Genomic DNA, 22241 nt, shown 5'->3' with positions numbered 1-22241 from the left:
ACGCGGACACACCCTTGATGGATGCAGTGCCGGATACCTGGAATGCCAATGCGCGGCTGCGCTGCTCGACAAATCCCGGACCTGACACAAGAGACTCGCCGGGAAAGCGAGAAATCTTGTTCCCTACGCAGGCGCTAACCTGATCAGGTTCAACGGGATCCGGAAACTTCCGATCTCAGCCTTTGCATCAAGGCACCCCGACAAGAACATGCGCAGTCTAGACTGGAGTTGCGCGCAAAGCCAAGGGTGCTTGCAGCGCGGCGATCAAAGGCGCCAATCAGCGATTGTTGCCGGCCGTGCGCAGCCTTACACTGGCGCACCGATACTCAACGGTTCAGTAATTAAAACTCGTACAAGGATTGCCCTATGCTGCGCAAACTTTCACTGGCGGTTGCCGTGTCTTGTGCGTCCAACGGAGTGGTCTGGGCGGCTGATCTGCCCGCGCCAGTGAAGACCGACCTGATCAGCGTCTATCAGGAAGCGGCCAGCAACAATGCCGACCTTGCCGCTGCCCGCGCCGACTATGGCGCACGCCGCGAAATCGTGCCGCAGGCCCGCGCCGGGCTGCTGCCGAACCTGTCGGCGGGTGCCGAAATGATGAACACCCGCACCAAGCTCGACGAGCCGGCGATCACCTCCAATCGCAGCGGCAATTCGTGGAGCGCGACCCTGTCGCAGCCGATCTTCCGCGCCGATCGCTGGTTCCAGTTGCAAGCCGCCGAAGCGGTCAACGAGCAGGCGGCGCTGGAGCTGTCGGCCAACGAGCAGAACCTGATTCTGCAGACCGCCGAGAACTATTTCTCGGTACTGCGGGCGCAAGACAATCTAGCCTCGACCAAAGCCGAGGAAGCCGCCTTCAAGCGCCAACTGGATCAATCCAACGAGCGCTTTGACGTCGGCCTGTCGGACAAGACCGACGTGCTCCAGTCGCAGGCCAGCTACGACACGGCGCGGGCCAACCGGATCATCGCCGAACGCCAGGTAGCAGATGCCTTCGAGGCATTGGTAACGCTGACCAACCGCGACTATGGCTCATTGCAGGGCGTGGTCCACAGCCTGCCGATCCAGGTGCCGATGCCCAACGATGCCAAGGCCTGGGTCGAGACCGCGGCACGGCAGAACCTCAACCTGCAGGCGACCAACTACGCTGTCGATGCCGCCGAAGAAACCTTGCGCCAGCGCAAGGCCGGCCATGCCCCGACGGTCGATGCGGTGGCGCGTTACCAGAAGGGTGACAACGATGCGCTGGGCTTTTCCAACCCGGCGCCGCAGCCCGGCGTGCGCTACGGCGGCGACGTCGAACAGACCAGCATCGGCCTGCAGTTGAACATCCCGCTGTACAGCGGCGGCCTGACCAGCTCGCAAGTGCGCGAGGCCTATCAGCGCTTGAGCCAGAGCGAGCAGCAGCGCGAAAGCCTGCGCCGCCAGGTGGTGGAAAACACCCGCAACCTGCACCGCGCGGTGAACACCGATGTCGAACAGGTGCAGGCGCGCAAGCAGTCGATCATCTCCAACCAGAGTGCGCTGGAGGCGACCGAAATCGGTTATCAGGTCGGCACCCGCAACATCGTCGACGTGCTCGATGCGCAGCGCCAGCTTTACACCTCCGTGCGTGACTACAACAACAGCCGCTACGACTACATTCTGGATAACCTGCGCCTGAAGCAGGCTGCCGGCACCTTGAGTCCGCAGGACCTGTCCGACCTGGGCCGTTATCTGAAAGCCGATTACAACCCGGACAAGGACTTCCTGCCGCCGGATCTGGCAGCAGCGGCGGCGAAGAACTTCGAACGCCGGCCTTGATCTGCGACTGCGGCGCCGGGCTCGCCCGCGCCGCAGTCAATCGCTAGCCCAGCAGCCGAGCCAGGCCATCCAGCAAGTGCTGCAACGCGCCCTGATTGGCCTGCATCACCGCCCTGCCCGCTTCGCCCATGCGCTTCGCGTCCAACGGCAACTCGACCAGCCGCTGCACGGCGGCAGCCAATGCCTGACTGTCGTCAACTGACTGCAACGCGCCGGCATCTTTCAGCATTGCGCTGATATCGAGGAAGTTGAACACGTGTGGGCCGCTGATCACCGGCAGGGCCAGCGCAGCCGGCTCCAGCGGGTTGTGGCCGCCTGTTGGCATCAGGCTGCCGCCGACGAAGGCGATATCGGCCAGCGCATAGAGGAACAGCAACTCGCCCATGGTATCGCCGAGCAGCACCTGGGTTGCGTCGGTGACCAACTCGGCGCTGGAACGGCGCACGGTGGCGAACTGTTCAGCACACAACGCATGCACGGCGTTGAACCGCTCAGGGTGACGCGGCACCAGAATCAGCAGCGCATCGGCATGCACCTGGAGCAGGCGGCGGTGCGCCTCCAGCACCTGCGCATCCTCGCCTTCATGGGTGCTGGCTGCGATCCAGACCGGGCGTTGGCTGGCCTGCCATTGCTCGCGCAATTGGCGGGCACGGGGCAGCAGCTGTTCGTCGAGCTTGAGGTCGAACTTGATCGAGCCGGTCACCTGCACGCATTCAGGCCGCGCGCCGAGGCTGCGAAAGCGCTCGGCTTCGGTTTCGGTCTGCGCCGCGATCAGGCTCATCTCGGCGAGCATTGGCCGGGTCAGTTTGGCGAAGCGGCCATAGCCGCGCGCCGACCGCGCCGACAAGCGCGCGTTGGCCAGCGCCACCGGGATGCCGCGCTTGGCGCACTGGTGGATATGGTTGGGCCACAGCTCGGTTTCCATGATCACGCCCAGCCGCGGCCGCACATGGTCGAGAAAGCGCGCCGCCGCCCAGGGCAGGTCGTACGGCAGGTAGCAATGCTGAATGCGTGGCTCATCGGCAAACAGCGCGCGAATCCGCTCCGAACCGGTAGGGGTCATGCAGGTCACAGTGATCGGCAGCTCGGGGTAGGCCTTGAGCAATGCGCGCACCATCGGCGCCGCCGCGATGCTCTCGCCGACAGACACTGCATGCACCCAGATGCCGCCCTGACGCATCGGTGGCAGCTTGATGGCAAAGCGCTCGGCGACGCGCTGGCCGTAGGCCGGCGCCTTGCGCGCACGCAGGAACAGGCGCAGCGCTACCAGCGGCAGGCCCAGGTGAAACAGCAGGGTATAAAGGGTTCTGTTCATGGCGGCGCAGTTTACTAGGAACTGCCTGAAAAGGCCTGCCCATGTCCGCCCAAGCCATAAAAGCGGCGGACACAGCGTGAAAGCTGCCAAGCGGATCGCCTAGAATGGCCGACAATCAATCGAGGAATGCAGCGTGAACGCATATGTTTATCTGGCCATCGCCATTTGCGCCGAGGTCGTCGCCACCGCTTCGATGAAGGCGGTCAAAGGCCTCAGTACGCCGCTGCCGCTGTTGCTGATGATCGCCGGCTACACCGTGGCGTTCTGGATGCTGACCCTGGTGGTACGCAGCATTCCGGTAGGTATTGCCTACGCCATCTGGTCGGGGCTGGGCATCGTCCTGATCAGCATCGCCGCTTGGCTCATCTATGGGCAGAAACTGGACCTGCCGGCTGTGCTTGGCATGGCCATGATCGTCGGCGGCGTGGTGGTCATTCAGGTATTTTCCAACAGCAGCGGGCACTGACCGCTGCGTTGCGCGGTCAACGGCAAAGACATCAGCCTGTATACTGCTGGCCTGTCCCTGTCTTTGAGGTGCCCGCATGCCATCTGCCATTTCCACTGACGTACTGATCGTCGGCGCCGGGGTCGCAGGCCTCTGGCTCAATGCCCGGCTGCAGCGCCTGGGCTATTCGACGGTGCTGGTGGAACGCGCAAGCCTGGGCGGCGAGCAGACCATCAAGTCGCAGGGGATCATCCACGGCGGCATCAAGTACGCTCTGCACGGCAGCCTGACCGGCGCCTCCGAGGCGATCGCCGACATGCCGCGGCGCTGGCGCGAGGCGCTGGCAGGCAGCGGCGAGCTGAACCTGGACAAGGTACGCTTGTTGTCCGATGCACATTACCTATGGTCGCCGGGCGGCCTGTTTGGCAATGTCACCAGCTTTTTTGCCAGCAAGGCCATGCGCGGCCGGGTCGATCAGGTCAAGGGCGAACAACTGCCGCCTGCCCTGCAAGACCGCGCCTTCAAAGGCAAGGTCTATCGCCTCGCCGAGCTGGTCATCGACGTGCCCAGCCTGCTCGCCAACCTTGCTGCGCTGGCCGGTGACAGTTTGCTCGCCGGCGAGCAGATCGAGCCGTTGCGCGAAGGCGATGAACTGGTCGGCCTGCGTGTCGACGGGCGCGAGATTCACGCCCAGCGCATCGTGCTGAGCGCCGGTGGTGGCACCGCCGAGCTGCTTCAGGCCCTCGGCCTGGACCAACCGGCCATGCAGCGCCGACCGTTGCACATGGTTCTGGCCAAAGGCCCCAACCTCAAGCCTTTGTACGCGCACTGCCTCGGCGGTGGGCCCAAGCCGCGCATCACGGTCACCACTCATCCCGGCGCGGATGGGCAGTGGGTGTGGTACCTGGGTGGTGATTTGGCTGAAGCCGATGGCGTTGCCCGCGAGCCAGCGGCGCAAATCGCTGCCGCGCAGAAAGAAGTCGCCAGCCTGTTGCCATGGGTAGATCAAAGCCAGCTGCGCTGGGCCACCCTGCGGGTTGATCGAGCCGAGCCAGCGCAGTCTGGCCAAGTGCGGCCGGACAACGCCTTCCTCGCCGAAGAGCAGCGCCTGCTGGTCGGTTGGCCGACCAAACTGGCGCTGGCGCCGGACTTCGCCGATCACGTGCTGGCCAAGCTCGAACGCGATGGTATTCGCCCTCAAGCCAAGCCTGACTTGTCCTGCCTGCCCCGGCCTGCGCTCGGCGTACCGGCCTGGGAGCAACTGCTGCCATGAGCCTGCTCGATCTGCATGACCTGCATCGAGCGCTGGGCAGCACTGGCCTGATGGTTTCACCGCTGGGCCTGGGCACGGTCAAGCTGGGCCGTGATCAGGGCGTCAAATACCCCAGCGGGTTCACCATCCCAGGCGACGACGAGGCACGCATGCTGCTGGCCCAGGCGCGTGAACTGGGGATCAACCTGATCGATACCGCGCCGGCCTACGGTCGCAGTGAAGAGCGCCTCGGGCCGCTGCTGCGCGGTCAGCGTGACGAGTGGGTGATCGTCAGCAAGGTCGGTGAAGAGTTCAACGATGGCCAGTCGCACTTCGACTTCTCTGCCGCGCACACCCGGCGCTCGGTCGAACGTAGCCTCAAGCGTCTTGAAACGGATCGAATCGAGCTGGTGCTGGTCCATTCAGATGGTAATGACCTGGCGATCCTCGAGCAGGAAGAGGTCTACCAGACCCTCGCCGCGCTCAAGCAGGAAGGCAAGATTCTCGGTTTTGGCTTGTCTGGCAAGACCGCGGCAGGTGGGCTCAAGGCGTTGCAGGAGGGTGACTGTGCGATGGTTACCTTCAACCTCAACGAGCAAACCGAACGCCCGGTGCTGGACTACGCCGCCGAGCATGGCAAAGCCATTCTGGTGAAGAAAGCCCTGGCCAGCGGGCATGTCTGCCTGGCGCCGGGGGTGGACGCGGTACAGGCCAGCTTCGAGCTGCTGTTTGCCCACCCGGGCGTGAGCAGTGCTATCGTCGGCACCATCAACCCGCTGCATCTGGCCCATAACGTGGCCACTGTTGCCCGTATCTTGAGGCAGCAATAAGGCCGCTGGCACGGCAACACAAGCGCAAGGAGGAGCCTCGTGGCACGTACGCTGATCCGCAAGAACCCGAGCAACTTCAAAACGCTGCCGCTGCATGTCGAAGCCACTGCCGAGGGCCTGAGTTATCAGACCATCGGCATGCCGCTGAACTTCGCCCAGACCCTGCAACGACGCAAGGCGGTGCAGGTGGCCGACAGCGAGCGCTTCGTGGTTGAGCTGGCCAACCTGGGCGTGTCGGTGCGGCTGACGCTGCAGTGGCAGAACCGCGAATACTGGGTGCTGGTGCGTCAGCGCCGGCAAGACCGTGGCGATGTGGTGCTCAAGCTGATTTCCGGCTATGTGCCGGCGCAGGAGCTGAACCTGCCGCTGCATACCGCGATTCAGGAGGTAGCCGAAGAGTGCCTGCTGGAGACGCCAGAGGGCTGGCTGGGCGGGCGCTTCAACGATACCTGGCTGCCCGCGCCCTACGCGGCGGCGCTGCATTATCGGGAGGCATTGCCGTTTGTGCTGACCTCACAGGCCACGGCGGCGCGGCCGGTGCAGTCGGGCAACCTGGTGTTGATCGAAAAGCCGCGGGCCTATGTACATTTGCCTACAGCGTCGTTGCAGCTGATCTATGACTTGCGCTTGCAGGTGCCACGGGAGGCCAAGTCGCTGAGTCTGTTTCATGTGGATGAGCGGCTGGAAGGGGATCAACTGGTGGCGCGGCTTAATCGCAAGCGGCCTGATCTGTACTTGATGCCGTTGGTGGATGGGCGGCCTACGGCCGAGCTGTTCACTCTGAAGAAGGACACTTTGGTGCCGGCCAGTACCCGTGGGATCTGGCTGGCCGAGAGTTTTGCCCGGCAGGAAGGCTGGGTGGTGCGTGACGAGCGAGTGCGCTGGAAGGATTGGCTGCGCCAGCAGGGGCTGGTGGAGCCTCGGCTGGCTTCACGGTTGCAGCGGCTGACGGGCAAGGCGCGGGCTCTGCTGGCTCGGGCTCGCACATCGCTGCATAAATAAACACACGGACTAATTTTTGTAGGAGCGGCCTTTTGTCGCCAAAGGCCCGCAAAGCGGGCCCGGCTATTTCGGCGGCGAAGCTGCGATCTGGGGCCGCTACGCGCCCCTTTCGCGACACAAGGCCGCTCCTACAGAGGATTGCGTCATGCCAGGAATGAAAAGGGCCGCTAAGCGGCCCTTTTTCAGTTCTTGCGGATCTTTTCTACTATTGCAGTAGTTGAGCTGTTTTCCACAAGGCCGAGCACTTTCACCGTCCCGCCGTAGCTGGTAACGATGTCGGCGCCAACCACTTGATCGATGCCGTAGTCGCCACCTTTGACCAGAACATCAGGCTTGACCTGGCTGAGCAGGTTTTCTGGGGTGGCTTCCGGGAAGCTGATGACCCAATCAACTGCACCCAAACCAGCAAGTACTGCCATGCGCCGGTCGACGCTATTGATCGGGCGGCCAGGACCCTTCAGGCGACTGACCGAAGCGTCGTCGTTGACGGCAACGATCAGGCGATCACCTTGCGCGCGGGCTTGCTCCAGGTAGGTCACGTGGCCGGCATGAAGGATGTCGAAACAGCCGTTGGTGAACACGATCGACTCGTTGTGCGCGCGCGCATCGTCGATCGCCAGCAACAACTGTTCGATGGTCAACACGCCGCGCTCCGAACCTTCTTCGCGCTGAATCGCACGGCGCAGTTCAGGGGCGCTGATCGCCGCAGTACCGAGCTTGCCGACCACGATGCCGGCGGCAAGGTTGGCCAGGGCCACGGCATGGGGCAGGTCTTCGCCAGCAGCGATAGCGGCGGCCAGGGTCGAGATGACCGTGTCGCCGGCACCGGTGACGTCGAACACTTCACGGGCCCGGGCCGGCAGGTGCAGCGCCGGGTGGTCGGCGCGCAGCAGGGTCATGCCATGTTCGCCACGGGTCACCAGCAATGCACCCAGGTCCAACTCCTGCATCAATTGCAGGCCCTTGCCGACCAGGTCGGCTTCATCGACGCAGCGGCCGACAATGGCTTCGAACTCGCTCAGGTTGGGCGTGATCAGGCTCGCGCCGCGGTAGATCGAGAAGTCCTTGCCTTTGGGGTCGGCCAATACCGGAATACCGCGGGCACGCGCCGCCTGGACCAGGCTCTGGTGGTTTTTCAGGGCGCCCTTGCCGTAGTCGGACAGGACCAGCACCTTGACCCCATCAAGCAGCTTTTCAACCTCGACACCCAATGACAGCGGGTCGGTGGCGAACGGTTCTTCGAAGTCGATGCGCAGCAGTTGCTGATGACGGCTCATGACCCGCAGCTTGACGATGGTCGGCTGGTGGGCAATGCGCTGGAAGATCGAGCGTACGCCCGCAGCCTGCAAGCTGTTGCTCAGGCTCTCGGCCGCTTCGTCCTGGCCAGTCACACCGACCAGCGAGGCCGGCGCGCCCAGGGCGGCAATGTTCAAGGCCACGTTGGCCGCGCCGCCGGGACGGTCTTCGATCTGTTCGACCTTGACCACAGGCACCGGCGCCTCCGGGGAAATACGTGAAGTACCACCATGCCAGTAGCGGTCGAGCATGACATCGCCGACCACCAACACCGGGGCTTGATCGAAACTCGGCATGGACAACTTCATGGGCAACCCATATGGAAAAATTAACAGGGGCAGGATATTAGCACAGGCCAGACGATGGCTTTAGCGCCAAGCCGGCCTGGACAATTCCGGTGACAATCGGGGCCGGATCGGCCCCGAAACAGCCGACTCAGGTGATATCGACTTTCTCTGGCTGATCAAGGCCCATCGCGTGCAGGCGGGCATAATGGCCATTAGCCTCGAGCAGTTCGGCGTGAGTACCGCGTTCGACCAGACGGCCTTGGTCCATGACCAGGATCATGTCGGCCTTTTCGATGGTCGACAAGCGGTGGGCGATGACCAGCGTGGTGCGGCCTTGCATAACGTGATCCAGCGCGGCCTGGATGTGCCGCTCCGACTCGGTATCGAGCGCCGAAGTGGCCTCGTCGAGAATCAGCAGCGGGGCGTTTTTCAGCAAGGCCCGGGCAATCGCCAGACGCTGGCGCTGGCCGCCGGACAACAGCACACCGTTCTCGCCGACTTCGGTATCAAAGCCCTTGGGCAACTGATCAACGAATTCCTTGGCGTAGGCGTCGGCGGCGGCAGCCTCGATGGCCTCGCGCGGCGCACCAGCTAGATCGCCGTAGGCAATGTTGTTGGCGACGGTATCGTTGAACAGGGTGACGTGCTGGGTGACCTGCGAGACATGCCGGCGCAGGTTGCGCAACTTGTACTCTTCGATCTCCACGCCATCGAGCAGAATCTGCCCTTCATTGTGGTGATAGAAGCGCGGGATCAGCGCTGCCAGGGTCGACTTGCCACTGCCGGAGCGACCAACCAGGGCGATCATCTGTCCAGGCTCTGCGGTGAAGCTGATGTCGTTCAGCACCTGGCGCTCGGTACCGGGGTAGGTGAAGCTCAGGTTGCGCACCACCAGACGACCCTCGACGCGGTCCTTTTCAACCGTGCCAGCGTCCACTTCGGCAGGCTCGTCGAGCTGCTCGAAGATACTCTCGGCGCCGGCCAGGCCTTTCTGGATGGTCGAGCTGACTTCCGAAAGCTGACGAATCGGCTTGGGCAGCAGGCCAGCAGCAGTAATGTAGGCCACAAGATCGCCGGCCGAAGCGTCGCCGCGCAGGAACAGCACGAGGAACATCAGCGACGCCATGGCGGTGTAGATCACCAATTGCAGCGCCGGCGTGTACAGCGCGCCAGTCTTGGTCATGCGCAGCTGTTTGTCGGTGTTGCTCTGGCTGGCCGCGTTGAAACGGCGCTGCTCGTAGGCTTCGCCACCGAAGCTGCGCACCACACGGTAGCCTTGAATGGTCTCGGAGGCGACATGGGTCACATCCCCCATCGCGACCTGGATCTTCTTGCTCTGCTTGCGGAATTTCTTGCTGGCAGTACTGACCATCACCGCGATGATCGGCAGGATCGCCAACATCACCAGGGTCAGTTTCCAATTCATCCACAGCAGGTAGGCGAACAGGAACACCACCGTCAGGCCTTCACGGATCACCACCTTGATTGCATCGGTGGCAGCACCGGTGACCATGGTCACGTTGAAGGTGATGCGCGAGATCAGGTGACCCGAGTTGTGGCTGTCGAAATAGCGGTTGGGCAGCACCAGCAGCTTGTTGAACAGCTCGACGCGCAGGTCGTGGACCAGGCCCAGCGAGACCTTGGCCAGAAAGTAGTTACCCAGAAACGAACCAAGGCCCTGCCAGGCGGCGATCAGAATGATCAGCAGCGGCACTGCCTGCAGCAGTTTCAGGTCGCGCAGGTACGGCACGGAGGGGAACAGCACGGCTTGAGAATCGCTCAGGCCGTCGACGAAATACTTGAGGATGCCGGCCAGCATGGGCTGGGTCGAAGCAAAGATCACGAAGCCGAGAATGCTGAGCATGAAGATGCCGAGATAGGGCTTCACATAGCTGAGCAGGCGGAAATAGATCTTCAGGCTCGAGGGCGCGGACGATTCGGGAACTGTCATGACAATCCGTCGGGTGAAAAAGAGTCGGGATTATACCACACGCGGTGTTGCCGACCGCCTGCTGCAGGTAAGATAGGCGGCTGCCCTGCCCTTGGCCACACTCTGGAGACTTGATGCAAGCGCTTGAACAGGCACGTTATCTCGCACTGCGCGAAGGCGCCACTGTGCTCGAAGCCGATGGCACCGGCGACAAGGTCCTGCGCCTGATCGATGGCAGCATGCTCAAACTGTTTCGTCGCAAGCGCCTGCTCAGCTCTGCTGCGTGGTATCCGTATGCGCAGCGCTTTGCCGACAACTGTCGGCATCTGCAGGAGCGGCAGATTCCGTGTCCAGTGGTGAAGGCGGTATACCGTATCGGCGCAATCGAGCGCGATGCCGTGCACTATGCACCGCTGCCTGGGCAGACCTTGCGCCAGGTGCTTGAAGAGCCTGCCGATCACGACCAACTGCGTGCGCAACTGGGCCGGTTCATTGCGATTCTGCACGAGCGCGGGGTGTACTTCCGCTCGGCGCACATGGGCAATGTGGTGCTCACGCCTGAGGGTGAACTGGGCTTGATCGACATCGCCGACCTGCGCATCTTCCGCCGGCCGCTGCGCAAGTCGCAGCGGCTGCGCAATTTCAAGCACATGCTGCGCTATCCGCAGGATCGTCAGTGGCTGCTCGACGCCGGCGACAGCAGCTTTGTCGATGGCTACCTGGCCGCTCAGCAGCTGTGCAGTCGCGAAGAACTGGCCAAGGTGCTGGCCTGAGACCGGGGCTTTGTAGGAGCGGCCTTGTGTCGCGAAAGGGCCGCGCAGCGGCCCCACGGCTTCAGCTTCGCCGCTGACATCGCCGGGCCAGCTACGCTGGCCTTTCGCGACACAAGGCCGCTCCTACAGGGACCGCGCAAGCTTTCTAATGCGTTACCAGCGCTTACGCTGTTGTTGCTGGACAACCCTGCCCAACACCATCGCTGCCGGCAACAACACCAGCGGCCAAAGCTCATCCGGGTTGCCGATCAGCTTGCTGCCATCGAAATTGAGCATCACCAGCGCGCACGCCAGGTACATACCCCACGGATCGCGCAGGCGAATCGCCTCGATCAGGGTCATGGCCATGACAATCAGGAACAGCACCAGCGAAATGCCACCGGTGTACAAGCCCATCGCGACGAAGATGTTGTGCGGATGCTGAATGACCATCACCCCGCTGAGCAGCTTGTCGGTGTGGAACTCCACCCCGCAACCCAGCAACCACCCGCAGTTGGCCCATTCGCCAACCATCACCTGGAACAGCTCGATCCGATATGAATCGCCGCGAGCAAACAGGTTATGGAACCACTGGGCATCCTTGATAACCCACAGCACGATGCCGCCCATCACGGCAAACGCCAGCAGCCAAGGGCCGGCAACGCGCGGGAAGCGCCACAGCGCGTAGCACGCCCAAGCGCTGAACAGGAACGCCGCACCCACCAGCGCTGTCCGTGTCTGCAGCACAAAACTGACCGCAACCACCGACAGCACTACAGCTGCAAATGCCTCGATCCAGCGGCGATTACGCACCCATGCAGGCATGGCCAGGGCCAGCGCGCAGAACAACCAGATGCTGGCATAGATCACGTTTTCCATGCGCGCCGGCAGAATCCCTACACGCCCGCCAAAGCGGAATTCGCCCGTCTGGTAGCCATATGCGGCGCAGGCATAAATGTAGAGGCAAATGACCCAGAACAGCGCCCGACCGAACGTTTCCGAGCGGAAGAACTCAGGATTGAGCAAACCGCCGACAATGAACACAAACAACGCCACGTAGAGGATGTGCTTATAGAACTGGCCATCCCCGGCTATCGCCGCCGGCACCAGGAACCACAGCAGAAACACCACCCAGGCCCAGCTCAGTTTGTGCGAAAACAACCCTGCGCCGCGCTCCTTTATCAGGAACACCAGCCCAGGCAACGCAACAAACACGTAGAAAATATTGTTAGTCCACTTCGAAGACGCCATCAATACATAGCTGAGCAGGAATATGATCACTGCCGCAGCGAAGTATTGTCTGCTTACCGCGCCCACCTTGCCTATCTTTTCAAACATCCTTCAATACCCATCCAACCAGTAGTCCAATAACGAGCGCAGCCATCAATTTGATGCGCTCCATGCGCTTGCGCCGAAGCTTCTTGACCTTCTCTTCGGGCATTTCCACGTGCTCACCGAAACCGGTGTGCAATACAGCGTCGTTTTCAAGAATCAGTGCGTAGCGGTTGGCGTCGGCATACAGCCGCGACAGGCTCTTCTCGCCCGAATGCGAGGCATACGGCGCGTGCGCCTGGTAATCAGCCAGCCGGCGCAGGCCCGGATTGAAGGAAAAGCCCTGCCATTCCGGTTTGTTCGAACCCAGCTGGTAGAACGGGATGCCGGCGTGCACCTGACGCTCGTGCAGGAACACATACGGGCTGTGCACCTGCAGGTCATGGGCAAAGCTGCGCAGCCAGACCTGCAAGGCCTGTGGATCAGCTTCAAGCAGGGCCATGGAGTCTTCGATGAAGCCCGGGCGGTAGAACGCCCAGTCATCTTCACAGTGGAACACCCAGAACGTCTTGATCTGCGCGTACGCGGCGTCAACCGAACGCAACTGGCCCAGCTTCGGGTTGTTGACGATAAAGGTCGTGTGCGCACGCCAGTGTTCGGGGATGCATTCGCGCACGGCTTCGTCGCCGGCGTCTTCGGTGATGAACACCTCGCGGATGGGAGCGGTGTTGAAGCGGTCGAAGGTCTCGAGCGTGCGCTTGAGCAGATCGAACCGACCGCAACTGGTCACCATCAGCGTGATCTCGCTGCTTTCACTGAAAAGCATGGTTGTCCTCGATGGTTTAGGGTCGGGCGTTATAGACCCAGGGCGCGACGCAGACGTTGCCACGGGCCCGGGTTGTCACGCTGACGCAAAGGGGGACGCATGGCCTCGACGATCGCCTGGCCGATGGCGTGGAAGCTGAAGCGCTGCTCTGCCAATGCCTGACCATTGCGGGAAATACGCTCGGCCAGGGCGCTGTCGGCACGCAGCACCGCGAGTTTTTCGCGCAATTGCGCAAGGTCGCGGTACAGCACGATGTTGTCCATGTCGACAAAGCCCAGGGCGCGGTTTTCTTCATCACCCTGGTCGTAGGCGAACAGCACACAGCCACAGGCCATGGCTTCGAAGTTCTTGATCATGTACTCGCCCATGCCGACATCGGCACTGACGAAGTAGCGAATGCGGCTGAGGGTCTGGCTGTACTCTTCGCCGGACTTGGTGCGGGTGATGACCAGGTTTTCCACCTCGGCCAACGAGTCGAGCATGGCCTTGCGCCCGGAATAGGCGACGCTGCGCAGGCTGCCGACAAACGCCAGTTCGATATCGCGCTCGCGGTTCTCGTTGCGCAGCAGCGCCTGGTCATAGCCCTTGGGCACGAACACCGCGTCAAAGCCTTCGTCCTGCAGACGGCGGGTGACCACCGCACCAGAGGTGATCACCCGCACCCACGGCAGGCGGCGGTAATGCGCGCTGAACTTGCCGGTGTACTTGCAGGGGATGTAGTTCTGGTAGGCATCGTGCTCAAGGATGACCAGATTGGGTATCTGGCTGATGCAGCGAACCTGACGGATCTCCTTTTTGAAGCGCAAGAAGAACAGGATGCGGTCGTATTGTTCGACCTGCACATGCTGCTTGAAGTAACCGCGCAGGTCGTCCTGTTCGGCGTCGGTCAGCCAGCGGATATCACACTCGCAACTGGCGGCGATGCCTTCATACAGCCGATCAAGGATGGCGCGCTGCTCTTTCTGGACCAGAAACAGGACTTTCACTGTGGTTTACTCTTGTCGACCAGTGTCTCGACCCAAAACAGTTCGTGGCGACGCACTGCCTTACGGAAGAACTCGTTTTTACCAAATAGCGGCCAACGGCGACCTGCCAGATACTGTTGCAGCAAGCGCCGAACCCGTCTTTTGAGCGGCGCCGACGGCTGCAGGTCGTGCATCATAGCCAAAGACATGGCCTTTTGCCTCTGTCGCTCAGGGGAGACTTGCAGTGCCCACGGGCACATCCCCGGCTGCGCCTCGAACAACGGCGGCAAGGCCACGCCGTCACCCGCCTCGCCCATCGGCCAGCGGTCGTTGTCATGAAGGTGGTTGGCGTACAGCAGCAGGGTCTGCGGCTGCCACTGGCACGCGGCCAGCGCCTCGCGCAGTGCATCGTGGGCGCAGATGTGATCGGGGTGCGGGTCGAGCTGCGGATGCGGCAGCACTACGGTGTCCGGTCGCGCGCGCTCGATCAGCTCGCACAGATCAGCCACCAGGGCCTGCCAGGTCGGCTGACCGTGTGTATCACTCTGAAGAGTGCATTCGTTGAAGCGGCGAAACGGACGCGTATCGACCAGATCGGCCTCACGGGACGCCACTACTGCTTGCGGATTGGCCTGCATCGCGCTCAATTGCATGCAGAAGTAACCGAGCTGCACACTCTGCGCCGATGGCACCCCGGCCCAGCGCGGCACGGCGACGCTGTCCCAACTGCGCAGCTCGCCCTTGAGCCGGGCTGCCTGCACGGTGTCCAGGGCCAGTGTGTCGCGGTAGTACTCATTTTCAATTTCGCCAGCGGTCAGGGTGACGATCCAGCTCTGCTCGGCCTGGGCATACGCTGCAAAGGCCGCCAGCTCGGCATCATCGGCATGCGGCGCGATCACCATCAGGGTGCCCGCAAGGTAGTCGGCGTGGCCGATAACCAGCAGCTCCATTTCATCTGCCAACCGGCAGTGGCGCCCGCGCAAACGCAGTTGCCCAGCTGCCAATGCAGCCTCCTGACCACTGAGATTGAGGTAGCGCACACCCTTGGCGCCGCGCTCGAAGGTTTGCTTGTCGACGTTGCCGCCTTCGATGACAACGGCAGGGTCAAACAGCCGACCCAGCAAGCTGGCGCGCAGTTGCACTCGCAGCAGCAGGGTCTGGCTGGCATCCAGTACGCAATCTGCAGGCAGCGTCAGCAGGCCGTCGCGGCTGTGCAGCGGGTAGCGCGCGCAGCCTTGCAGGTCGTACTCGTAATCACTGGCAGCCACGTAGAACAGGTGATCAGAAAACCAGGCTTCATGGCCGACCCACAGCAGCAGCGCGAGTACCGGCGGCAGCCACCACAGCCACAAGCCCGACAGCAAAAGAACGCACAACAGCACCAACACAACCAGCCGTTTGCGCTTGCGATGACGATTGAGTAACTGCTGCTTGCGTGCGCTCATGGTCAGACCTGATACACCGGCACCGGCGTGCACCAACGCTCCTTGTACTCCCGGTCAGCACGACCGAAGGAGAACCGCAGGGCCTTGTTGCGCGCGCGGGCATCTTCCCAGGCGGCCTGGGTATTGAGGAAACTCAGCACGCTGCCGGGGCTGAACGCCTTGGTCTCGGGGTCGACGCCACCGTTGACGTACTCGACGCTGACCCACTCTGGGGCCTCGACACGGTAGATCAGCTGGATGGCAATCGGTGCACCTTCAAGCAATACCACCGAACCGATCAACAGCTCGCGCAGGCGCTCCAGCACTTCAGGCATATGCTGCGCGCCGGTGGCAGCGAAGCCCCAGCGGCGCTGGAACAGGTCGCAATACATGCTGGCGATCTGCGCCGAGGTAAAATCGCTGATCGGCTGCACCTGCCCGCCGGCTTCTTCCAGCAGGCGCAGTTCGCGGCGCTGGTTGTAGCGAAACTTCTTCGACAGGTCTTCCGGCGCGCGGGCCATGGCCAACTGTTCAGTTTGCGCCTGCAGGCCGCTGAAGCGCCCGTGGTTGAGCTCTGACAGGTAGCGCCCGGCATGCCGCAGCGGCGCCTCGGCAGTGCTGGACGCCGGCAGAATCAGTTCGGCATTGCCCAGGTCGAACAGACCCTTTTTGCCGTGACGCTTGAGCACGTCCTTGGACAATGCCAGGTGGCGACCCCAGGTCGGAATGGCCGCCTGTAAATCACCGCCCTGCTCCCACCCCAGATAGCGGACCGGGATCTGCGCAAGCTCAGCCAACTGTTCGAGCACCCGCGGATGGGTCGCGACGCTGCCGCCGAAGCGCTGCCAGGTCTCGGCATAGGCCGCGGCATCGATGACTTTCCAGCCGCGCTCGCGCACAGCCGGGATGCGGTTGAAGATCACGGCTGCACCGCCAACGCCTGCGCTTGCGGCAACTGCCAGAAGGTCTCGGCGACGGCCTGATCACTGAAGCGCTCGCGCAAGCGTTGCAGCATGTGCTCGGCACACGCCTGACGCTGCTGGTCGTCCAGCCTGGCCATATGTTCCAGGCCCTGGGCCAACTGCCCGGCATCGCCCAGCGGGAACAGCATGCCAACGCCCTCGACCACTTCGCGGGCACCGCCACAGGCCGTGGCCAATACCGGAACGCCGGCGACCATAGCCTCCAGCAGGACCATGCCGAACGGCTCGTGATCCGAGCTCAGCGCAAATACATCGAACGCCTTGAAGTAGCGCCGCGCATCCGCCACCTGGCCAAGAAAGTCGACCTGAGCAGCAATACCCAGCTCGACCGCCAGGGCCTTGAGCTGTGGCTCCAGGCGGCCAGTGCCGAGGATCGCCAGGCGAGCACCGGCAGGCAGACTCGGCAGCGCCTGGGCAAATCCTTTGAGCAAGGTCGCCTGGTCTTTGTCCGGGTGCAGACGGCCAACATTGCCGACAATCCACGCCTGTGGGTCGAGGCCAAGTACGCGCCGAGCTTCCGCAGCCGGCACCAGGCTGGCCTGCAGTGCATCGACGTCGATGCGGTTGTACAGGGTTTGAATACGTTCGGCCGGCCACTGCGTCAGGCAGCGGCGCATATCGTCACGCACCGCGTCGGACACGCCGAGCAAGCTCAGGCGCTGGCGGAACAGATTGGCGAAAAGCCGGCGGCTGTTGCGCTGATAGTCGCCGAACGCGTGGTGCACGCCGATCACCGGCAGATCGGTGCCGAGAGAGGCGACATAGATCGGCTTGAAGCGGTGGGCGATGCACAGGGCAAAGTTGCGCTCGGCAGCGATCCGCCGCAGCGCACGTATCGCCCCCAGCTTCAGGCCGCGCACGGCCTTGGAGCTGAATTCGAGAAACAGCACTTCGTCCGAAGCACAGCCCGCGGCTACCTGCGGATCGGCCTTGCCGGTGAGAAACACCGTGGTGACCTGATAACCGCGCCCCTGAAACAGGCTGGCGTACTGACGGGCGCAGTCGAGAAACGGCCCGTCATAACCATGGCAGAACTGCAGAATGCGCGGTTCAGAGCGGCTGGTCATAAGGCGCAGCGCCATCCTTCACGACCAGGATGTCTTCCATGATCAGGTACTGCAGGTCCGAGCCGAAGAACATGTTCAAGGCGTCGGTCGGCGAGCAGATCATCGGCTCGCCACGACGGTTCAGCGAGGTGTTCAGCGACACGCCGTTGCCGGTCAGGTCTTCCAGCGCTTTCATCATGTCGTAGTAGCGCGGGTTGTATTCGCGCTTGAGCACCTGGGCACGCGAAGTGCCGTCCTCGTGGACCACTTCCGGTACACGGGTTTTCCATTCATCCGACACTTCGAAGGTGAAGGTCATGAACGGCGCAGGGTGATCGATCTTGATCATCTGCGGCGCAACGGTGTCGAGCATCGACGGGCAGAAAGGCCTCCAGCGCTCGCGGAACTTGATCTGGTGGTTGATCCGGTCGGCAACCCCGGCAACGCTTGGGCAGCCGATGATCGAACGGCCACCGAGCGCGCGCGGGCCAAACTCCATGCGGCCCTGGAACCAGGCCACAGGGTTGCCATCGACCATGATCTTGGCGATCTGCTCGGGCATGTTGTCCAGCTTGCGCCACTGCGGCTGGCTCGGATGGCGAGCGCAGGCGGCAATCACGTCTTCGTTGGAATACGACGGGCCGAGGTAGACGTGTTCCATCTTCTCGACCGGGACGCCACGGGCGTGCGACACGTAGGCAGCAGCGCCGACCGCAGTACCGGCGTCACCGGAGGCCGGCTGCACGAACAGCTCCTTGACGTCCGGGCGGGCGATGATCTTCTGGTTGAGCTTGACATTCAGCGCGCAGCCGCCAGCGAAGGCCAGCTTGCCGGTCTGCTTGAGGATGTCGCCCAGGTAATGGTCGATCATCTGCAGCGCAAGCTTCTCGAACAGCGCCTGCATGCTCGCCGCGTAGTGGATGTACGGCTCGTCGGCGATATCGCCTTCGCGCTTGGGACCCAGCCACTCGATCAGTTTTGGCGAGAAGTAGAAGCCCTTGCCCTTTTCTTTATAGCGACGCAGGCCGATGACGTTGGCGTATTCGGTGTTGATCACCAGTTCGCCGTTTTCAAAGCTGGCCAGGCGTGAGAAGTCATATTTGCTGGCATCGCCGTATGGCGCCATGCCCATGACCTTGAACTCGCCGTCGAGCATTTCGAAGCCGAGGAACTCGGTGATCGCGCCATACAGGCCGCCGAGCGAGTCCGGATCGAAGAACTCCTTGATCTTGTGGATCTTGCCGTTTTCACCGTAGCCAAAGAAGGTCGTGGCGTATTCGCCCTTGCCATCAATGCCGAGGATCGCGGTTTTTTCTTTAAAGCCCGAGCAGTGGTAAGCACTGGAGGCGTGCGCCAGGTGGTGCTCGACCGGCTCGATCTTGATCTTTTTCGGATCGAAGCCCAGTTGCTCGAGGCACCAGACGATCTTGTTGCGATAGCGCTTGTAGCGACGGTTGCCCATCAGCAGCGCGTCGAGGGCGCGGTCCGGGGCATACCAGTAGCGTTTGGCATAGTGCCAGCGGGCCTTGCCGAACAGGCTGATCGGGGCGAAGGGTATGGCGACCACATCGACGTCCGACGGCTTGATGCCGGCCTGCTCCAGGCAGAACTTCGCCGATTCGTAGGGCATGCGGTTCTTCGCATGCTTGTCACGCACGAAGCGCTCTTCTTCGGCGGCGGCAATCAGTTTGCCGTCGATGTACAGGGCCGCGGAAGGGTCATGGCTAAGGGCGCCGGACAGGCCAAGAATCGTCAATGCCAAGGGTCTAGCCTCTTCATTCGGTAGAGATGCGCGGTCGGCCTCACGGCGGACGGCGGCTAAAGGGCGGGATTATAACGCAAAGCTCCATCGCGCACCGCCCCTGTGTAGGAGCGGCCTTGTGTCGCGAAAGGCCAGCGAAGCTGGCCCGGCGGTATCAGCGGCGAAGCTGAAAATGTGGGGCCGCTTCGCAGCCCTTTCCGACCGGTCCGGCGCTCCGGCAAGGCCGCCCCTACAGGGATCTGCACAGCATCAGGGCACTGTGACTACTCAGCAATCAGCCAATCCAGGCGCCAGCTACCGTCAGTCTGGGCCAGCTCTTTGGCCAGCAGCGGCAGCAACTCGCGCAGCTCTTCTTCCAGACCCCATGGCGGGTTGGCAATCGCCAGGCCGGAACCGTTCAGACCCTGCGGGCTGTCCTGATGATGCACATACAGCTCGGCGCGCAGCAGCTTCGGCGCGCCGGTGCTGGTCAGGTCCTGATAGTAGCGAGTCAGCAAGCGCTGGTCCTTGATCGGGTACCAGATCACCGCCACCGTCTGGCGCATGCGCCCGATCGCTTCCTTGACTGCAACGGTGCAGCGCTTGAGCTCGTCGGCCTGCTCGAACGGCGGATCGATGAGCATGATCGCGCGTTTTTCCTGCACTGGCAGCAGCGCCCGGGGCACATGCCAGCCTTCACCCAGATGAACGGTGACGCGCGGGTCCTTTTTCATGTTCTCGCGCAGCAATGGGCCGTCTTCCGGGTGCTTTTCGTTGAACAGCGCACGGTCCTGCTGACGCATCAGCCGGCGCGCCAACTCGGGCGAGCCCGGGTAATAGCGCAGCTCACCTTCTGGATTCAGGCGCTTGATCACGCGCAGGTAGTCGGCGGTGATCTCGGGCAGATCGTCACGGCCCCACAGCCGGGCAACGCCCTCCAGGTACTCACCGGTACGGCTCGCCTGGTCGCCGTGCAGGTCGTACAGACCGAGGCCGGCGTGGGTATCGATGTAAGCGAACGGCTGCTCCTTGCGCGACATCAAGGCGATGAGGCGGGTCAGCACGATGTGTTTGAAGACGTCGGCATGGTTGCCGGCGTGGAAGGCGTGACGATAGTTCATGGCAACTCCTGCGCAGGCGGCAAGTTTACCTTGTCAGGCTGGAGCCGTCAGGCCTGCGTATGCGCCAGGCGACTGCAGGCCTGCCTTGCAGCGGGCAAGAAAAAGCCCGCACCTAAACAGGCGCGGGCTTTTTCATACAGCGATCAGGGCAACATTACTTACCGATGTGGTAAGCCTCGTCAGCCTTCTCGAAGCGCGAAACCATGCTCGAGGTCGGCGCGCCCAGCTTGCTCACCAGCACGATGGCGATGGTGGCAAACAGGAAGCCCGGAATGATTTCGTACAGGCCGGTGTCCAGCTGCTTCCAGAAGATCACGGTCAGTGCGCCAACTATGATACCGCTCAGCGCGCCGTTGCGGGTCATACCCTTCCACAGTACCGACAGCAGGACTACCGGACCAAACGCAGCACCGAAGCCAGCCCAGGCGTACGCCACCAGGCCAAGCACGCGGTTTTCCGGGTTGGCTGCAAGGGCGATGGCGATCAGTGCCACGGCCAGGACCATGATCCGGCCGACCCAGACAAGCTCGACCTGGGAAGCGTTTTTACGCAGGAAAGTCTTGTAGAAGTCTTCGGTCAGGGCGCTGGAGCAGACCAACAGCTGGCAGCTCAGGGTGCTCATCACCGCCGCCAGAATGGCCGACAGCAGCACACCGGCAACCCACGGGTTGAACAGGATCTTCGCCAGCTCGATGAACACACGCTCGTGGTTCTCGGTAACCGGGCCAGCCAGATCAGGGTTGGCCGAGAAGTAGGCGATACCGAAGAAGCCCACGGCGCAAGTACCAGCCAGGCACAGGATCATCCAGGTCATCGAGATGCGACGAGCCTTGGCGATCGACTTGACCGACTCGGCAGCCATGAACCGCGCGAGGATGTGCGGCTGGCCGAAGTAGCCCAGGCCCCAGCCCATCAGCGAGATGATGCCGATGAAGGTCGCCCCCTTGAACATGTCGAAGTTGGCCGGGTTCTGCGCCTCGATGGCGAGGAAGGTGGTGTCGAAGCCGCCCGTCGAGATCAGCACGATGATCGGCGTCAGGATCAGCGCGAAGATCATCAGCGAGGCCTGCACGGTATCGGTCCAGCTCACTGCCAGGAAACCACCGACGAAGGTGTAGGCGATGGTCGCAGCAGCGCCGGCCCACAGTGCGGTTTCGTACGACATGCCGAAGGTGCTTTCGAACAGGCGAGCACCCGCCACGATGCCCGAGGCACAGTAGATGGTGAAGAACACCAGAATGACTATCGCAGAGATGATCCGCAGCAGCCCGCTTTTGTCTTCAAAGCGGCTGGCAAAGTAATCCGGCAGGGTCAGCGCGTCGCCGTTGTGCTCGGTCTGCACACGCAGACGGCCGGCCACGAACAGCCAGTTCAGGTAAGCACCAACGGTCAGGCCGATGGCGATCCAGGCTTCGGACAAGCCGGACATGTAGATGGCGCCTGGCAGGCCCATCAACAGCCAGCCGCTCATGTCGGAGGCACCTGCGGACAGCGCGGTGACAACGCTACCGAGGCTACGTCCGCCGAGAATGTAATCGGAAAGGTTGTTGGTGGAGCGATAGGCGGCGAAGCCGATAAGTACCATTACTGCGATGTAGACCACGAAGGTGATCGTCAGTGGATTGCCCATGGTTGTGCCCTGGCGTTTGTTTTTATTTCATGCAACCAGCCGACAAAGCGGTTGCACCCAGGCGGCGCATGCTATGCAACAACATGAACCGGGTGCAACCATTTTTCATTTGCCAGTTGCACCCTGAAATGCGTTTACACACAAAACGTCGCTTTTAGACACTTTTGTCGCAAACGCCGCGTTTATCAAGGGAAAACGCACCATAATCGAGCAGCGCGACGACCTAAAACCACGTGCCAGACGAGTTGCACCTCAAACATTAAAAAAACGGGTTGCACCAGGTTGCACCCGCAATTGGCTAGCGCTAATCTTGGCCTCAGC

Annotated in this window: 18 protein-coding genes and 1 riboswitch; of the genes, 6 read left to right on the top strand and 12 right to left on the bottom strand. The window is 62.3% G+C overall.

The features are described 5' to 3' along the window. Nucleotides 1-103: 103 nt before the first annotated feature. Nucleotides 104-210: riboswitch (TPP riboswitch) on the bottom strand. A 156-nt stretch (nt 211-366) separates the two neighbouring features. Further along, nucleotides 367-1803: a TolC family outer membrane protein gene (locus FW789_RS15715; RefSeq protein ID WP_186700672.1), complete on the top strand. Its 1437-nt coding sequence runs from the start codon at nt 367-369 to the stop codon at nt 1801-1803. Between the two features lie 43 nt (nt 1804-1846). Here FW789_RS15715 and waaA read toward each other — a convergent pair whose 3' ends face one another. After that, nucleotides 1847-3118 (bottom strand): lipid IV(A) 3-deoxy-D-manno-octulosonic acid transferase, encoded by a 1272-nt coding sequence (gene waaA, locus FW789_RS15710; protein WP_186700673.1) that lies wholly within the window; start codon nt 3116-3118, stop codon nt 1847-1849. Nucleotides 3119-3251: 133 nt separating this feature from the next. On the opposite strand from waaA, the gene FW789_RS15705 reads away from it, so the two are divergent. The 4 genes from FW789_RS15705 to FW789_RS15690 all read left to right on the top strand — a co-directional run bounded on the left by FW789_RS15705 (nt 3252) and on the right by FW789_RS15690 (nt 6647). Further along, nucleotides 3252-3584, top strand: a complete 333-nt coding sequence (locus FW789_RS15705; protein WP_103435831.1) for a DMT family transporter — start codon at nt 3252-3254, stop codon at nt 3582-3584. A gap of 76 nt (nt 3585-3660) precedes the next feature. Beyond that, nucleotides 3661-4836, top strand: coding sequence for an FAD-dependent oxidoreductase (locus tag FW789_RS15700; protein ID WP_207073744.1), 1176 nt, complete (start codon nt 3661-3663; stop codon nt 4834-4836). Further along, nucleotides 4833-5645: an aldo/keto reductase gene (locus FW789_RS15695; RefSeq protein WP_411562277.1), complete on the top strand. Its 813-nt coding sequence runs from the start codon at nt 4833-4835 to the stop codon at nt 5643-5645. The genes FW789_RS15700 and FW789_RS15695 overlap by 4 nt, the downstream gene beginning before the upstream one ends. Before the next feature lie 39 nt (nt 5646-5684). Then, the gene (locus FW789_RS15690; protein WP_446431725.1) at nt 5685-6647 is read left to right on the top strand and encodes a metal ABC transporter ATPase; all 963 of its coding nucleotides are present in this window, start codon (nt 5685-5687) and stop codon (nt 6645-6647) included. Between the two features lie 182 nt (nt 6648-6829). On the opposite strand, the gene hldE is transcribed toward FW789_RS15690, so the two are convergent. Together hldE and msbA are read right to left on the bottom strand one after the other, a co-directional pair. Further along, the gene (hldE, locus tag FW789_RS15685) at nt 6830-8251 is read right to left on the bottom strand and encodes a bifunctional D-glycero-beta-D-manno-heptose-7-phosphate kinase/D-glycero-beta-D-manno-heptose 1-phosphate adenylyltransferase HldE (RefSeq protein ID WP_207073798.1); all 1422 of its coding nucleotides are present in this window, start codon (nt 8249-8251) and stop codon (nt 6830-6832) included. Between the two features lie 127 nt (nt 8252-8378). After that, nucleotides 8379-10181: a lipid A export permease/ATP-binding protein MsbA gene (msbA, locus tag FW789_RS15680; RefSeq protein WP_103435826.1), complete on the bottom strand. Its 1803-nt coding sequence runs from the start codon at nt 10179-10181 to the stop codon at nt 8379-8381. A gap of 113 nt (nt 10182-10294) precedes the next feature. Here msbA and FW789_RS15675 point away from each other — a divergent pair, with 113 nt between their 5' ends. Beyond that, nucleotides 10295-10933 (top strand): toluene tolerance protein, encoded by a 639-nt coding sequence (locus FW789_RS15675; protein ID WP_186700677.1) that lies wholly within the window; start codon nt 10295-10297, stop codon nt 10931-10933. 153 nt (nt 10934-11086) lie between these two features. Here the strand turns inward: FW789_RS15675 and FW789_RS15670 are convergent, their stop codons facing one another. The 9 genes from FW789_RS15670 to putP all read right to left on the bottom strand — a co-directional run bounded on the left by FW789_RS15670 (nt 11087) and on the right by putP (nt 21920). Continuing rightward, on the bottom strand, nt 11087-12250 hold the full coding sequence (locus tag FW789_RS15670) for an O-antigen ligase domain-containing protein (RefSeq protein ID WP_446431724.1): 1164 nt from the start codon (nt 12248-12250) through the stop codon (nt 11087-11089). After that, on the bottom strand, nt 12243-13010 hold the full coding sequence (locus FW789_RS15665) for a hypothetical protein (RefSeq protein WP_103435823.1): 768 nt from the start codon (nt 13008-13010) through the stop codon (nt 12243-12245). The genes FW789_RS15670 and FW789_RS15665 overlap by 8 nt, the downstream gene beginning before the upstream one ends. A 29-nt stretch (nt 13011-13039) precedes the next feature. After that, nucleotides 13040-13996: a glycosyltransferase family protein gene (locus FW789_RS15660; protein ID WP_446431723.1), complete on the bottom strand. Its 957-nt coding sequence runs from the start codon at nt 13994-13996 to the stop codon at nt 13040-13042. Then, entirely contained in the window at nt 13993-15420 is a 1428-nt protein-coding gene (locus tag FW789_RS15655) for a PIG-L deacetylase family protein (RefSeq protein ID WP_446431722.1), read from the bottom strand. The genes FW789_RS15660 and FW789_RS15655 overlap by 4 nt, the downstream gene beginning before the upstream one ends. A gap of 2 nt (nt 15421-15422) precedes the next feature. Continuing rightward, entirely contained in the window at nt 15423-16319 is an 897-nt protein-coding gene (locus tag FW789_RS15650) for an antimicrobial resistance protein Mig-14 (protein WP_103438682.1), read from the bottom strand. Then, nucleotides 16319-17449, bottom strand: a complete 1131-nt coding sequence (locus FW789_RS15645) for a glycosyltransferase (protein WP_446431721.1) — start codon at nt 17447-17449, stop codon at nt 16319-16321. The genes FW789_RS15650 and FW789_RS15645 overlap by 1 nt, the downstream gene beginning before the upstream one ends. Then, nucleotides 17433-19190 carry a carbamoyltransferase family protein gene (locus FW789_RS15640; RefSeq protein WP_101315830.1) on the bottom strand — a complete coding sequence of 586 codons (1758 nt, stop codon included), beginning with the start codon at nt 19188-19190 and terminating at the stop codon, nt 17433-17435. The genes FW789_RS15645 and FW789_RS15640 overlap by 17 nt, the downstream gene beginning before the upstream one ends. Before the next feature lie 263 nt (nt 19191-19453). After that, nucleotides 19454-20290, bottom strand: coding sequence for a 23S rRNA (adenine(2030)-N(6))-methyltransferase RlmJ (locus FW789_RS15635; protein WP_103435820.1), 837 nt, complete (start codon nt 20288-20290; stop codon nt 19454-19456). 154 nt (nt 20291-20444) lie between these two features. After that, entirely contained in the window at nt 20445-21920 is a 1476-nt protein-coding gene (putP, locus tag FW789_RS15630; protein ID WP_103435819.1) for a sodium/proline symporter PutP, read from the bottom strand. Nucleotides 21921-22241: the final 321 nt, after the last annotated feature.

Source organism: Pseudomonas sp. 1121_17, assembly GCF_052850745.1.
The sequence above is the reverse complement of the archived record's forward strand: the minus strand, read 5'-3'. Positions and strand labels throughout refer to the sequence as shown.